Source organism: Brevibacillus sp. 7WMA2, assembly GCF_010748895.1.
Taxonomy (GTDB): domain Bacteria; phylum Bacillota; class Bacilli; order Brevibacillales; family Brevibacillaceae; genus Brevibacillus_B; species Brevibacillus_B halotolerans.
The window spans coordinates 2,428,042-2,440,471 of the sequence record NZ_CP048799.1; the positions used below are offsets into that span (position 1 = coordinate 2,428,042).

14 protein-coding genes are annotated in these 12,430 nt (G+C 40.0%); 6 read left to right on the plus strand and 8 right to left on the minus strand.

Annotation, left to right across the window (positions count from 1 at the left end; translation table 11 throughout):
- Nucleotides 1–127 precede the first annotated feature (127 nt).
- Nucleotides 128–595, plus strand: coding sequence for an N-acetyltransferase (locus GOP56_RS09645; RefSeq protein ID WP_003336667.1), 468 nt, complete (start codon nucleotides 128–130; stop codon nucleotides 593–595).
- Between the two features lie 115 nt (nucleotides 596–710).
- Here GOP56_RS09645 and GOP56_RS09650 read toward each other — a convergent pair whose 3' ends face one another.
- The 3 genes from GOP56_RS09650 to GOP56_RS09660 form a co-directional block, all read right to left on the minus strand.
- Nucleotides 711–1,472 (minus strand): RsfA family transcriptional regulator, encoded by a 762-nt coding sequence (locus tag GOP56_RS09650; protein ID WP_163245450.1) that lies wholly within the window; start codon nucleotides 1,470–1,472, stop codon nucleotides 711–713.
- Between the two features lie 141 nt (nucleotides 1,473–1,613).
- Nucleotides 1,614–2,375, minus strand: a complete 762-nt coding sequence (locus tag GOP56_RS09655; protein WP_068791859.1) for an enoyl-CoA hydratase/isomerase family protein — start codon at nucleotides 2,373–2,375, stop codon at nucleotides 1,614–1,616.
- 302 nt (nucleotides 2,376–2,677) lie between these two features.
- Nucleotides 2,678–3,058 (minus strand): Spx/MgsR family RNA polymerase-binding regulatory protein, encoded by a 381-nt coding sequence (locus tag GOP56_RS09660; protein ID WP_003336663.1) that lies wholly within the window; start codon nucleotides 3,056–3,058, stop codon nucleotides 2,678–2,680.
- 230 nt (nucleotides 3,059–3,288) lie between these two features.
- On the opposite strand from GOP56_RS09660, the gene GOP56_RS09665 reads away from it, so the two are divergent.
- On the plus strand, nucleotides 3,289–3,996 hold the full coding sequence (locus GOP56_RS09665; protein ID WP_003336661.1) for a helix-turn-helix transcriptional regulator: 708 nt from the start codon (nucleotides 3,289–3,291) through the stop codon (nucleotides 3,994–3,996).
- A 94-nt stretch (nucleotides 3,997–4,090) separates the two neighbouring features.
- Complete coding sequence (locus GOP56_RS09670) at nucleotides 4,091–4,363, plus strand: DUF2626 family protein (protein WP_003342602.1); 273 nt, start codon at nucleotides 4,091–4,093, stop codon at nucleotides 4,361–4,363.
- Nucleotides 4,364–4,444: 81 nt separating this feature from the next.
- Here the strand turns inward: GOP56_RS09670 and GOP56_RS09675 are convergent, their stop codons facing one another.
- On the minus strand, nucleotides 4,445–5,644 hold the full coding sequence (locus GOP56_RS09675) for a class I SAM-dependent methyltransferase (protein ID WP_163245451.1): 1,200 nt from the start codon (nucleotides 5,642–5,644) through the stop codon (nucleotides 4,445–4,447).
- 126 nt (nucleotides 5,645–5,770) lie between these two features.
- On the opposite strand from GOP56_RS09675, the gene GOP56_RS09680 reads away from it, so the two are divergent.
- Both GOP56_RS09680 and GOP56_RS09685 read left to right on the plus strand, forming a co-directional pair.
- Entirely contained in the window at nucleotides 5,771–6,874 is a 1,104-nt protein-coding gene (locus GOP56_RS09680; protein WP_163245452.1) for a hypothetical protein, read from the plus strand.
- Nucleotides 6,875–6,971: 97 nt separating this feature from the next.
- Nucleotides 6,972–7,949, plus strand: a complete 978-nt coding sequence (locus GOP56_RS09685) for a coiled-coil domain-containing protein (protein ID WP_022584277.1) — start codon at nucleotides 6,972–6,974, stop codon at nucleotides 7,947–7,949.
- A 97-nt stretch (nucleotides 7,950–8,046) separates the two neighbouring features.
- Here GOP56_RS09685 and GOP56_RS09690 read toward each other — a convergent pair whose 3' ends face one another.
- Nucleotides 8,047–8,682 carry an MBL fold metallo-hydrolase gene (locus tag GOP56_RS09690; RefSeq protein WP_003336655.1) on the minus strand — a complete coding sequence of 212 codons (636 nt, stop codon included), beginning with the start codon at nucleotides 8,680–8,682 and terminating at the stop codon, nucleotides 8,047–8,049.
- Between the two features lie 94 nt (nucleotides 8,683–8,776).
- Here GOP56_RS09690 and GOP56_RS09695 point away from each other — a divergent pair, with 94 nt between their 5' ends.
- Nucleotides 8,777–9,280, plus strand: coding sequence for a hypothetical protein (locus tag GOP56_RS09695; protein WP_003342594.1), 504 nt, complete (start codon nucleotides 8,777–8,779; stop codon nucleotides 9,278–9,280).
- Between the two features lie 73 nt (nucleotides 9,281–9,353).
- On the opposite strand, the gene GOP56_RS09700 is transcribed toward GOP56_RS09695, so the two are convergent.
- The 3 genes from GOP56_RS09700 to GOP56_RS09710 form a co-directional block, all read right to left on the minus strand.
- Nucleotides 9,354–9,929, minus strand: a complete 576-nt coding sequence (locus GOP56_RS09700) for a hypothetical protein (protein ID WP_003342592.1) — start codon at nucleotides 9,927–9,929, stop codon at nucleotides 9,354–9,356.
- Nucleotides 9,930–10,045: 116 nt separating this feature from the next.
- Nucleotides 10,046–10,483 (minus strand): hypothetical protein, encoded by a 438-nt coding sequence (locus tag GOP56_RS09705; RefSeq protein ID WP_003336651.1) that lies wholly within the window; start codon nucleotides 10,481–10,483, stop codon nucleotides 10,046–10,048.
- Nucleotides 10,484–10,917: 434 nt separating this feature from the next.
- The gene (locus tag GOP56_RS09710) at nucleotides 10,918–12,252 is read right to left on the minus strand and encodes a PhoH family protein (protein ID WP_163245453.1); all 1,335 of its coding nucleotides are present in this window, start codon (nucleotides 12,250–12,252) and stop codon (nucleotides 10,918–10,920) included.
- Between the last annotated feature and the right edge of the window lie 178 nt (nucleotides 12,253–12,430).

A 12,430-nucleotide genomic window follows, 5' to 3' on the forward strand; every position in this document is an offset into this window, starting at 1 on the left:
GCTAAAATTTTTTCACAAAACCAAATATTTCACCAAAGCACACTTATCAGTATTCAAATTGAGCATTTCTGGGAAATCAAGTGTATAATAAAAAAGCAGACGTAATTTTTGAAAGGGGGCCATATCAATGTATGAAGTAGTACGCTTGCACATTAATTACAAAACATTGGAAGAGTTCCAAAAATTCCGTGAGTTTGGACTTGAAGAGCTGTCCATGAAAGAAGATTTGCAAGCCAATATTATCGAAAACGACTCTGAATCTCCCTTCTACGGGATTTATCACGAAGATCGTTTAGTTGCCCGGATGAGTCTATACAAAATTGATGCCAAGTACGATCGTTATTTTCAACCAAAACAAGATTATTATGAACTATGGAAGCTAGAGGTATTACCTGAATATCGCAACAAAAATTATGGGACTGCATTAGTTAACCATGCCAAGAGCTTTTGTTTGCCGATAAAAACAAATTCCCGCTGTAGAGCAGATCAATTCTGGACAAAAATGGGGTTCTTCCCTGTGAAATATAATCCGGTTCGAGATAGAGGAGAGAATCCCTACGTTTGGTTACCAACTACGGTAGGTTTGCAAGACTAACTTTTTTATTGATAAACTACCTGTAAGCAAGCTGACGCATTTTGGTGTCAGCTTTTTTGTATTGTACGAAAAGAGCGATCCACGTAAGGACCGCTCATCTACTACCTTTTCGCGATTATTCAATCCGTTCTAGATTGCCATTTGAATCCATTTTAAAGACTGGCTTAGAGCTTTCCTCTTCTTTTAAAAAGGCCAATCGTCTTGCACGATCCATAATTTGCAGCAACGCTTTATAATCGTTGTTTACCCCAATATGATCCTCTAAATTTTTTCTTAGCTGCACATTTTGCTCTTTTAAATCTTTTATTTCTCGCTCACGCTGTTCTAATTCTCGTTCTAATTGCTTACATCTGCGAACAACATCTTTATACCCCTGCAACAGCCTAATAGCTGATTCCACCTGCTGTTCCTCACCTATTACTCTGGACGTTTCTATAGCATGGGTGAATGTAGGTATAGGCATTGCCACAGATGGCTTGCTTTCCTGAGCTTGAGCAATGCTTTCATGATGATGCAACTGTTGAGAAATAATTGAATCCATCACCGGCTCACTTTTTTGCTTTTCACGAGACTCAGGTACACTACTTTCTATGGGTTCACTTGGAATCTTGTTATCCAAACGAATTTCAGGCTGGATTCGTCCCAGCTTTTTCATTTGCTGACGCTGCGCCTTCGCAATAGAGATCGCAGCATCATACTGCTTGCGTACAGTGCTATTCCAGCGAAACCCGCAGGCGGCGGAGGTCCGCCCTAGCCGCTGACCTACCTCTTCAAAAGCTGCCAACTGGGTACCACCCTCGCGTATATGGCGAAGCGTTACCTCTGCGAGTACCAGATCATCATCTTCCGTCCAAGCATCTTGTCTTGAAGCTACCATATATAAAGTCCCTCCCGTTAACTGATAAGAACGATGTAGTTCATTCTATGCTTTTCCCTACTCTTGTAGAATAACAATTACTAGAAAAAAGTATCCCCAAGCTGACCGTTCTTTAAACGGGAGTAAATCTACTTAACCTAGCTATTCGCCTTTACGGAAGAATGAACTTATATACTGAAGATGTTTTTCGTTGCCCCATAACGTCGCACATTGTTCAAGCTCCATTTGAATCGATTCTTGTAATGACGCGCCTTTCTTCTTCCAAGTTAGCATGTTCATATAAGCTGAAATACTCTTCAAGGGCTGCTTAGCAATCGCCGCGGCGAATTCCAATGTCTTCTCTCTTAGTTCGTCCGCCTGATATACGCCTTCCACTAATCCTATTTGCAAAGCTTCCTCAGGCCCCAGCTTCTCTCCTGTTAGCAGCAAACGCAACGCAATAGATTCTGGCATTTTCGCAAAAAGACGACTACCACCCCCAAAACCCGTAGTAATATGCATCGTAATTTGCACAAAGCGAAAAACAGCCAGCTCACTCATGAAGCGAAAATGACAAGCGCAGGCAAATTCAGCTCCGCCACCGATAGCTGGACCATTTACCATCGCAATGGTTGGCTTTCGAAATAAATCTATTCTGGTCAATAATTGTTCCGCTTTCTGTAATAAAGGCAGGGAATCTTCTCCCTTAACAGCTCCAAACTGACGTAAATCACCGCCAGATACAAATGCACTGCCTTCTCCAGTAAACAGAATCACTTTTATAGAATCATCTGTTTCACAACTCGTAAGAGCATCCTGCAATTCCTCCATCATCTCTAGGCTTAAAGCATTACGTACATGTGGGCGATTGCAGATAATCTCAGCGATACCATTCTGTTTATGTACTAAGATGTTTTGGTACATGACAAACACTCCCTTCGCAACTGCTTCCATTGTAGTATGGACAAGCTTGTTGCGAAAACCCGTTTCCCCTTCATATTAAGGTAGAATCAATGATTTTTTTAACAAATTCATATGTTGTTACCCGCTAGCAAGGATAAGAAGCAACGTCTAAGCAATTTATTTTCATATACAACAAAAAAATGTCCACTCGTAAAGGCTTGCTTGCAAATGTGCTGGAAAGCAGTTCAAGGCCTGTTACAATGTGGACATTCTTTTGATAAATGATAAAATAGCGGTAAATCCAATTCGTTACTCAATTCCTTTTATAGAAAAAATTCTTTCATAGCTGATTGATTGTAGCCAACAATTAGATGTTCACCATCTGTTAAAATAGGACGCTTCAATAAGGCAGGATCTTCACTCAACATTTCTAATAGTTCAGATACGGTCATATCGTTAATATCCATGTCTAAATCTTTGAATTTCTGACTGCGAGTTGATAACAATTCATCCAGACCGCTTGACGTCATCTTAGCTATTTCCAAAAGCTCGCGCACGCTTGGTGGGTTTTTGAACAGGTGACGTTCTTCGTAATTCACTCCGTTTTCAGCCAACCACGCTTTCGCTTTACGACAGGATGTGCAGCTCGGATATGTAAAAAATGTCAACGTACCGAGATTTGCATCTTTCATAGCTGTTGCCATATTGCATTCCTCCATATAATAAAGGTCTAATGGTAATCTACATGTATTGATAAAGTCACTTTACTTTCTATAGTAGATTCTAGTCCTTCATTAAACACTATGTCAATAGTATTTAATATAAAATCTTAATAAAAATTATTTACAAATCAAAGATATATAACAGAAGCTTAACAATTCACTAGAAATGGGCTACACTATAAGACGAATGTTTTTGAAAGGGGGGATTTTTAATGGAAAAGGCGCAAAAATTAACCAGCGCCCTCGCAGACCCCACACGTTTTTCTATCTATCAATATGTAACCGATGCAAGCAAACCTGTAACAGTTCATGAAGTGGCGGAACAGTTTTCCATTCACCCTAACGTAGCCCGTCTGCATTTGACTAAATTGGAAGACGTTCAATTACTCCAATCTCAACTGGACAAAAGCGGAAAGGGCGGGAGACCTAGTCGACTTTACTCTATTTCAGATGAGGTTGTTAGCCTGCAATTTCCTCCAAGAGACTATCAGCTTTTGGCAGACATTGCTATTGAATCGCTCCTTTCCTTGGGAGTAGCAGGACAGGAAGCTTTAGTTACGATGGGAAAACGCTTGGGTCTAGAAGCGGCTAAACGCGCGCAGGACAAAAACAAACTGACTCCTTCACGTACGCTAGAAGACAAATTGGATTGTATTTACCGAATTGCTTTGGCACAGGGTTTGCGTCCTCAGTTTGAGGTAACTGATGATCATCAAGTTCGTTTCCGCGTATTCAACTGTACCTTTTCAGAAATTGCAAAAAAACATCCGGCAAACATCTGCAAAATGCATCACGCTATGCTAGAGGGTATTTTCCAAGCTTACTTTGGCAATATTGAGCTAATACCTGAAACATCAATGATTGGCGGATGCGAGTCATGCAATTATGTCATCGCTAATCTACAAGAGCACCTGACATAATTCTGTCAAACCTAAACCGTTTACACTGCTTGACATGTCCTATATAATGAAAACGACAATCTTTTCAAAAAGTTCTGCCAAAGGAGGGATACATATGGATCGTATGTTTCGCGTACTTAGCTTCTGGACACTAATGATTGCTATTATGGCCTTCTGGGCTAAGTTATTCCCAATGTCATTGTTGTTCTTCGGATTGACTGCCATTTTCCTGGCCCTTGGTTATATGCGTCTCACAGAAAGAACCTATTTGAATCTTTTCTTCTGTTTTATGTTTGTTTCATTTGTAGGCTTTACGTATTACACGTTCTACGGAATGCCACCAGCAACAGCAGGAGGAGAACATTCATTCCTGCACTTATTAATGTAAAAGTAGTTATGGTAAACACGACAAAGAGCGAACTCCATTTAGGTATTCGCTCTTTTGTTTGTTTCCAGTCTTCACCTACATTTATTCTCTTTCTCCATCCATCAGCTTCTCTTGTACCAGCACTCGGAATAATCCACCCAATCCACTGGGTAAAATCAACTGCTGGATGGCTCGATTACGCTTCATTGCTACACTGGTAAACGGATCAGTGTCCTGATGTGCCTGAGCCTTGTCTAAAATACCATTTGCAAGTAAAAACTGATCTTGGCGTGTAAACGATTTAGTCAAAAGCCCTACCTCAGCCCCACACTCGATCAATCTGCTAAAATTAACATGTGCGGTTATATCCTGTTCTCCTAGCCGCTCTAAATAATCTTCATTCATCTGATGCTGATAATAGCAAGCAAGAGTTCCATTTTTTCGACTAGGATGATACAAATCCTCTGTTAAATCCCCATAATCAATACTGATTACTCGTCCGCGTTCTAGCATGCTACTCAAGGCGATCATCACCTCTTTTACTCCTGCCTGTACCTCTATCCGCATCCCATCTGGTAATCCCGTTGGAAGCTTATTGATGATAGCCGTTATTTCCGGAGATATTTCAGACATATATCCTTCATGAAAAATAACAGCTTGAGCTTCATCTGAATCTGCTAGTTGCTTCCTTTCTGATGCTGTGGAAAAGCTAGCTTGCTGGGTGATTGTTTCCCGTTTTTGATCGAAGCCAATGCCGATCTCATGCCATTTCCCACATACCCTTTCCAATAAGTGGACAGGAAAGGCATCAAAATATTCGTTAGAGAAAATGACGCCCTGAAATCGCTCGTTTCTGGCCGCTTCCTCTACTGTTTTGTACCAGATTTTTGGAAGTGAAAAATCCTGTAACCTTTCTTTTTGTAAGTCAGCATGATACGGACTTATTTCCACCATAATTACTCGTAGTCTCGCATATAATTTGGCATCTACCTCTCTGATTCTGGTCAAAATCTGTTCCATCAGGCCTCCTGTTCCTCCCCCTACTTCCATTAACACAGGGTTCATCATTTCATTATCCTTAAAAAACAGGAGAATAGAATCAGATAATGTCTCGCCAAAAATGTTACTCACTTGAGAACTAGTATAAAAGTCCCCTTTTTTCCCCACCTTATTTCCCTGTTTCATGTAATAGCCAAAATCTTGATGATATAAACAAATAGCCATGAATTCAACAAATCGAATCATTTTATTCTTCTGATTTTTCATTTCTTTGCATAGATATCTTCTTAGTTCTGATGTCATGCTTTTACATCTCCTTCACCGACAAATAAATTTGTTAAAAATATGACAACGTTTTTTTTTACATACAAATGAAGAAAGAACGTCTATAATGGTATAGGTATTATGCAAAAATTTAGGAGGTTTATCATGAAAACGTTTAAGTCCAAGCTACCAATTTTCCTTGCCATCTTTGCTATGTTTGCCCTTCTTCTCGCTGGCTGTGGGGCTAAACAGCAGTCTGGAAAAGATGTAGCACAAGAAGCTTACAAGAAACAACTTTCTTTGAACTCTTACAGCTTTAGTGGCTCCTTGAAATTCAAAGTAGATGCAACAGAAGAGCAGCTACAAAAAGATCCACAGGCGAAAATGGTTCTAGATGTATTAAAAAATTCTGAGCTTTCCTATCGTGGGAACCAATCTGTAGAGCCTTTCCAAACAGAACTTATCCTTGATGCAAAAGTAAATATGCAAGGTGTTAACACCACTTTCTCAGTACCAATGATTATGAATCAAGATAAAATGTGGATTAAGGTTCCTGCTCTTGGATTTATTCCTGGTATGGAAAAATTAGAAGGCAAATACATTGAACTTGATTATAAAGAAATGAAACAAATGGCTGAAGCTCAAGGCCAACCAGCAAGCGTACCTGATTTCTCACCTGAAGCAATGAAAAAACAAAAAGAAGCAACTGTTAAAATCGTTGATTCTATGTTTAAACACTATGGTCCTGATTATTTTGTAGAGGCTAAAAAAGAAGAAATTACGAATCTACCTGCTGATGTAAAAGCTGATCGTATTATCAACATGAAATTGACTAATGATAATTTGATTCCTTTCTTAAAAACAACAGTAGATAATGTGATTCCTGAAGTGGTTAAAGTGATGTCTGAAACACCTGCTTATAAAGATATCTTAGCACAAGATTCCACTCAACTTGAGGAAATGAAAAAAGGCTTGAAAGAAGTTTCTGCCGAAATCGACAAAAACAAAGATTTGATCAAATCAAACTTTAACATCCAAAAAGCAAATACTTATGTAGTAGTTGATAAAGACAATAATATTCCATATCAATTAGTAGATTGGGATGTAAAGGTTTCTGATAAAGAAAAACCTGAAGCTGGTACAATTGGTATTTCGCTTAGCTTTGAACAAAAGACTTCTAACTACAATGTAGCTCCTAAATGGGAACTTACACTTCCTAAGTCTGATGAAGTTATTACACTATCTCAATTACAACAAGGCTCCTTTTAATTATTGACAAAAGCCTATGTCTAAAAGAATCCTATTTTTCCTTTGTTTCTTATTGGCTCTTCCTCCGTCTTTAGCTACAGCGGAGGAAGCCCTCCCTTTGGAGAAAACGATTTTGCAGCAGCATCTAACCCAACTGGAGTTAGAACGTAATCTTCAGCTTTTAAAGCTGGATGAGAGCAAACTCAATCGGGATTTGGCAGAGCTTGAACTAGAAGCAAAGAAGCAAGAACTTACGATCTCATCCAAACGCAAACATGCTGGAAAAGTGGCTAGAGCCTATTACATGGGGAAACGGAATGATTTGTTAACCCTGCTGTTTAGTGCAGACGATTTTAATCAGGTGCTGACAAGCGCACGGCTTTTGGAAATCATTTTTACCAGTGACATGAAAAAACTGGAGAGTTTTCAACTAGAGCTAGCTCGCGCCAATGACTTGTCTTTACAAAAGCAAAGTCAACTTAAAAAGATTAGAGAATTACGGCAGATGTACGAAAAACGTCTTGCTGATATGATTGCCATTAAACTGTTGAAGGAAGAGAATCTGCAAAAATTGCCTGATTCCTCTTCTGTAGAAGCATTAATGGAAAATCTAATTAAGGATTGGCGTTCGCGCGGTTTACCTGTGTTCCAAGACTTTTTTGGCGTTCTGGCTAGAGTGATGCAGGATCTTCCTCAACTGATTACTCCGGATCATATTCAGTCCGAAGGCTTGTTCACTCACAAGCTAACGATTACAGAAGAGGAATTTAATAAGTTCTTGCTTTCAAAAGATCCGATCTTCCAGCATGCGTACTTTTCGTTTGACCATAACCAGCTGGAAGTAGTAGGTAACTACAATCAGGTGAATTTGAAAATTATAGGTTCTTACGAAGTGGTCTCGCCCACAGAATTAAGGTTTCATATTAACAAACTAATGTTTGATGGTTATGAGCTTCCAGATAGCACAGCAGAGGAAATGGCAAAGGAATATAACCTCAGCTTTTATCCTGCGTTAATCAACCCAAACATTCACGTTCAAGAAGCCACTTTGGATGAACACAAGCTTCAAATTAAAGTGAAATTCAATATCCTGTAGAGGAATTCGATTTCCATACAAGTAAAAAAGCTAGCACAGGAACCAATATCCTTGCTAGCTTTTTGCTTTTTGCTTTTTGCTTTTCGAAATAGAACAGTTATCCAAGCGAACCAGAAACATACGGATTAAATGTTTTTTCCCGATCAATTGTAGTCAGTGGTCCATGCCCCGGATAGACAATTGTCTCGTCAGGCAACTCAAAGAGCTTATCTTGGATGCTTCGAATCAATGTATTGTAATCTCCACCTCTTAAATCGGAGCGTCCGATTGAGTTAGCAAATAAAACATCTCCACTAAAACAATGCTGACCGATTACATAAGTGGCACTTCCCGGAGAATGTCCAGGTGTGTGTAACACTTGAATTGACAGACCTGCTAGTTGAAGCTCTTGCCCTTCTTCTACCATGTATTCAGCAGGTTCACAGATAATTGGTGTAAATCCAAAGCGTTGTGAACCATTTAATTCAGGATCAGTCAGCCAGCTCTGCTCGATTGAATGAATGTAGACAGGCGCTTTCGTTTGCTCTCGAAGCTCTGTCAGTCCACCAATATGATCTAAATGAGCATGAGTTAGTAGAATAGCCACTACCTTCTCCGACTTCATTGCTTGCAATAAGGGTCCAGGATTCATACCTGGGTCAACCACAATCGTCTCCCCAGTCTCCACATTTTTAATCATATAAGCATTTGTCTCAAACGGTCCCAATTCAACAGAACGCACTTCTATGTTCATAAAAAACTCCTTCCCTTGCCTTAGCCGTTGTCTTTACATACAATGGCAATAATTGCTACAGTATTATAGTATCAGAGAGATAGGAGGCAAAACAATGGTACCTCTTGTATATGGTGTGGAAATAGAAATGCCCAAAGGAAAGCTCCCTGGATTTTATGCACAATTCGTACATAAGATTGGCGAACAGGTTAAAGTAATCGATCGGGATAAAAAATTGATGATCGTGTCCACCGAAGACGACCAACAGCAATTATTGCAGATCGCTGCCAAATATCAGGCGGAAACCGAATGTTTCTCCATGTGGTTGCTTCCAGAGGGTGTGACATGCCCGAGGCTGGGCGATTATGGTTTTATCAGTTTACATGACCGTCAATATGTCTATGCTAATCTTGTGAGCTTTTTTCGGTTTTCAGACAATCCTCTTACTCTTGATCATCAGGAAGCATATGAACAAATGGAGCAGTATATTCTGGTTTCCTTTACCGCGAAGGATCAAACCATCTATATTGTAGACACTAATCACAAGGAGCTACTAGATCAACTAGCTAGCCGTTATAAGGTTATACTGGATTGGCATCCCGGCATTCCTTCTGCATAAATTCGAATGAACCATACACAAAAGAAAAATAAAAAGCATCTCCGCCAGTAGGAGATGCTTCTTTTCGGTAAAATCAGCTATTCTGAGCCATCATATCGAAGCGATAGCCAATGACCTTACCGTTATTTAGACTAAATGTCACCTGATATTTACTCCCTTTATACGTAAGCTCCTTGTCCCCAGCTACTTCTCCATAGCTCTGCTTAACCTTGTCTATACTGTCATACATTGACAATCCTCTGTTGGTTTTAAATTTATCACTTTGCTCCTGTGGTATGCCACCGACCATGATACTGGTTACCACTCCTTTTTGGACTGTTACTAATACCTGCGCCTGATCTGCAAATAAAATGCCCGTAGTAATATTTCCTTCACCTTTTGCTAACTGTTCAACCGTTAGCGATTCTCGGCTAATCATATCCATAAATTCATATTTTTCTGGCTTCAAGGCATCCATGACTTCTTTAATTCCTTCTCCAACATGTGCTCCGCGAATCCCAAACTCCTTGGCATTTTCGGGATCGAATGCAGGAGCGAGGGTTGTGTTTTCTGTAGGAGCTAAAGATGTGGTCCCCGTAGGCTGACAGCCTGTCAACGCTACAACAGATGCAAGTACAGCACTTCCCACAATCATTTTCCAATTTCTCATCTTTTATGTTCCCCTACCTTGGCATTCATCGTATGTTGTTACGTATAATCAAAGCAATATCGATATCTTACCCTAGGGCGAATCAAGTTCGCAAGTTTTTACATAATTTGATTTCGTTACTTCCCACTAATTTTCTGCTTTGGCTTAGGAGGTAAATGGTTGCTAACAGTCTGCTGGTATCCTTGCAGGATTTTTAAGATGGCATGGAAGAATGGCGAACCAAACACAGCCACAATTCCCCATGTCCAAATACGGGCTCCCCAAGCATCAGCTACATAGGCTGTATCTGCTCCCATAAGGATTTGTGCGGGATCTAAACCTAATTCAGCAAAGATACAGCCTGCCGCTACAACAGAGAATACGAGATTAAATAGCTTTTTTAGCTGTTGTTTTTTACAAGCCTTACAATGTGCCTCACAGCTATCATTTTCTGGTACATAATCATACGTAAGAAAAGGAATAGCGCTTTTGGCTATCTCTGTTACCCCAGCGGCAGCACTGGAAACGGCCGTTATATAGATCAAAAAGGAAATGGTTGAATCTAATGTCACCATGGTAAAGTCCCTCCTTGATACATATGTATGTGCAAAGAAAGATGGGCATGTCCACAATATTTTGTTATATTAGCCCATTTTTCCCGCTATTACATAACCTAACAGGAATTACAAAAGCCGCCTCTTTAAAGAGACGGCCTTTGGTCGGGTTGTTTTTACATGCTTAGGCAATCGTCACTCTTCTTTCGTTCATCCACCTTTTAAGAAAGCGATTACTAAAGAAAAATGATCAGCCATTTCATTTGGGGTAATAACGATTTTTGCGTACGACCCTTCGCCTCCTAATTAAAATAGGCACTTCACTAGCAAAGGCTAATGAAATGTCGCCTGATTTCTCTGGAGTGATCCCACACATTCGTTACCAACAACCTCAACAAATATATTTTACCTAAGACACCCTGATCTTATACATTCTTTTACATTGACAATACACCTTAGAGAATATCAGCAGCTAATTGAGCTAACACGCTGCGCTCCCCTTTTTCTAGCTTAATATGACCCGCTAGCTTTTGATCCTTAAACATTTCAACCACATAGGTAAGCCCGTTATTACTTTCATCCAAATAGGGGTGGTCAATTTGCTCTGGATCGCCCATTAAGATAATTTTAGAGCCCTCTCCTACTCGGGTTAAGATGGTTTTGACCTCATGCTTTGTCAAATTCTGCGCTTCATCAATAATAATATATTGCCCCGGAATAGACCTCCCCCTGATATAAGTCAGAGCCTCCACCTGAATGCTTCCCATCCCATCTAAAATTTTTTCTAGGTCACCAGATTTCTTTGTGTTAAATAGATACTCCAGATTATCGTAGATTGGCTGCACCCAAGGACGAAGCTTCTCTTCTTTTTCACCGGGAAGGTATCCAATATCTTTTCCCATCGGCACAATCGGTCTTGCAATCAGCAATTTTTTATACTTTTGTAAATCCTCAATTTGCAACAAACCCGCGGCAAGTGCAATCAGGGTTTTGCCCGTTCCCGCTTTCCCTGTCATGGTTACTAAAGGAACATCATCTCGCAATAATAATTCAATAGCCATTTTTTGTTGAGCATTACGGGCCTTCACACCCCAAATGGAATCATCATTGGAGACAAGAGGCTCATAATATCTCGCTTCTCCATCAATTTTACCAATAGCAGAAATAGATGGATTACATTCGTCCTTTAAAATCAGGAATTGATGGGGATAGAAGTCTTCATAAGGGAAGACTGTCTCCAGACTAAGACGGCGCGTGTTGTAAAACAACTTAATTACATCTGAGGGGACCGTTCGGTTTAGATAGCCAAGATAAATGCTTGAATACTCCCGAACCACTCGATCCGATAAAAAGTCCTCCGCGGTTAACCCTAATGCATCTGCTTTAACTCTCATTAAAGCATCCTTGCTAACCAAAATGACAGGACGTCCTTGGCCAGTGGTCCGTTCTTCCTCTTGTAGATTAAGTGCGACTGCTAGGATTCGATTGTCATTCGTCATCTCATGGAATTGTTTCTGCATGTTTCCCATCGTAGAATGATTTAATTCCACCCGTAGAGTAGCCCCCGTATCCAATTGTATACCCTGATGCAAATGACCACTGAGTCGCAATCGGTCTAAGAGCCGGGATACATGCCGAGAGTTGCGACCAATTTCATCCATATACCGTTTTTTTGAATCCACCTCTTCTAATACGACTGCCGGAATGACGATATCGTTGTTGTGAAAGGAGTAGATCGCCATTGGATCTTGCAGGAGTACGTTGGTATCAATTACATAGATTTTTTTCAAATCATGATTCGCCTCCCCTTACCCATCTTCCATATTTTATGCACAATTTGTGATCTTGTTTGCTGGATTTCCTTTCTTTCTTCGCTTTTTTTAGGGTAACCTGACCTACAGGAAGAGCTGTAAAAGTTATCTGATAGTCCATATCTATGTAGCAAGAATAAAAGATAGACGAACTCCT

Coding starts and splice junctions, on each gene's coding strand:
- GOP56_RS09665 (WP_003336661.1), top strand. CDS start 3,289: ATGGAAAAGGCGCAAAAATTAACCAGCGCCCTCGCAGACCCCACACGT.
- GOP56_RS09680 (WP_163245452.1), top strand. CDS start 5,771: ATGAAAACGTTTAAGTCCAAGCTACCAATTTTCCTTGCCATCTTTGCT.
- GOP56_RS09695 (WP_003342594.1), top strand. CDS start 8,777: ATGGTACCTCTTGTATATGGTGTGGAAATAGAAATGCCCAAAGGAAAG.
- GOP56_RS09650 (WP_163245450.1), bottom strand. CDS start 1,472: ATGGTAGCTTCAAGACAAGATGCTTGGACGGAAGATGATGATCTGGTA.
- GOP56_RS09670 (WP_003342602.1), top strand. CDS start 4,091: ATGGATCGTATGTTTCGCGTACTTAGCTTCTGGACACTAATGATTGCT.
- GOP56_RS09645 (WP_003336667.1), top strand. CDS start 128: ATGTATGAAGTAGTACGCTTGCACATTAATTACAAAACATTGGAAGAG.
- GOP56_RS09700 (WP_003342592.1), bottom strand. CDS start 9,929: ATGAGAAATTGGAAAATGATTGTGGGAAGTGCTGTACTTGCATCTGTT.
- GOP56_RS09660 (WP_003336663.1), bottom strand. CDS start 3,058: ATGGCAACAGCTATGAAAGATGCAAATCTCGGTACGTTGACATTTTTT.
- GOP56_RS09690 (WP_003336655.1), bottom strand. CDS start 8,682: ATGAACATAGAAGTGCGTTCTGTTGAATTGGGACCGTTTGAGACAAAT.
- GOP56_RS09675 (WP_163245451.1), bottom strand. CDS start 5,644: ATGACATCAGAACTAAGAAGATATCTATGCAAAGAAATGAAAAATCAG.
- GOP56_RS09655 (WP_068791859.1), bottom strand. CDS start 2,375: ATGTACCAAAACATCTTAGTACATAAACAGAATGGTATCGCTGAGATT.
- GOP56_RS09705 (WP_003336651.1), bottom strand. CDS start 10,483: ATGGTGACATTAGATTCAACCATTTCCTTTTTGATCTATATAACGGCC.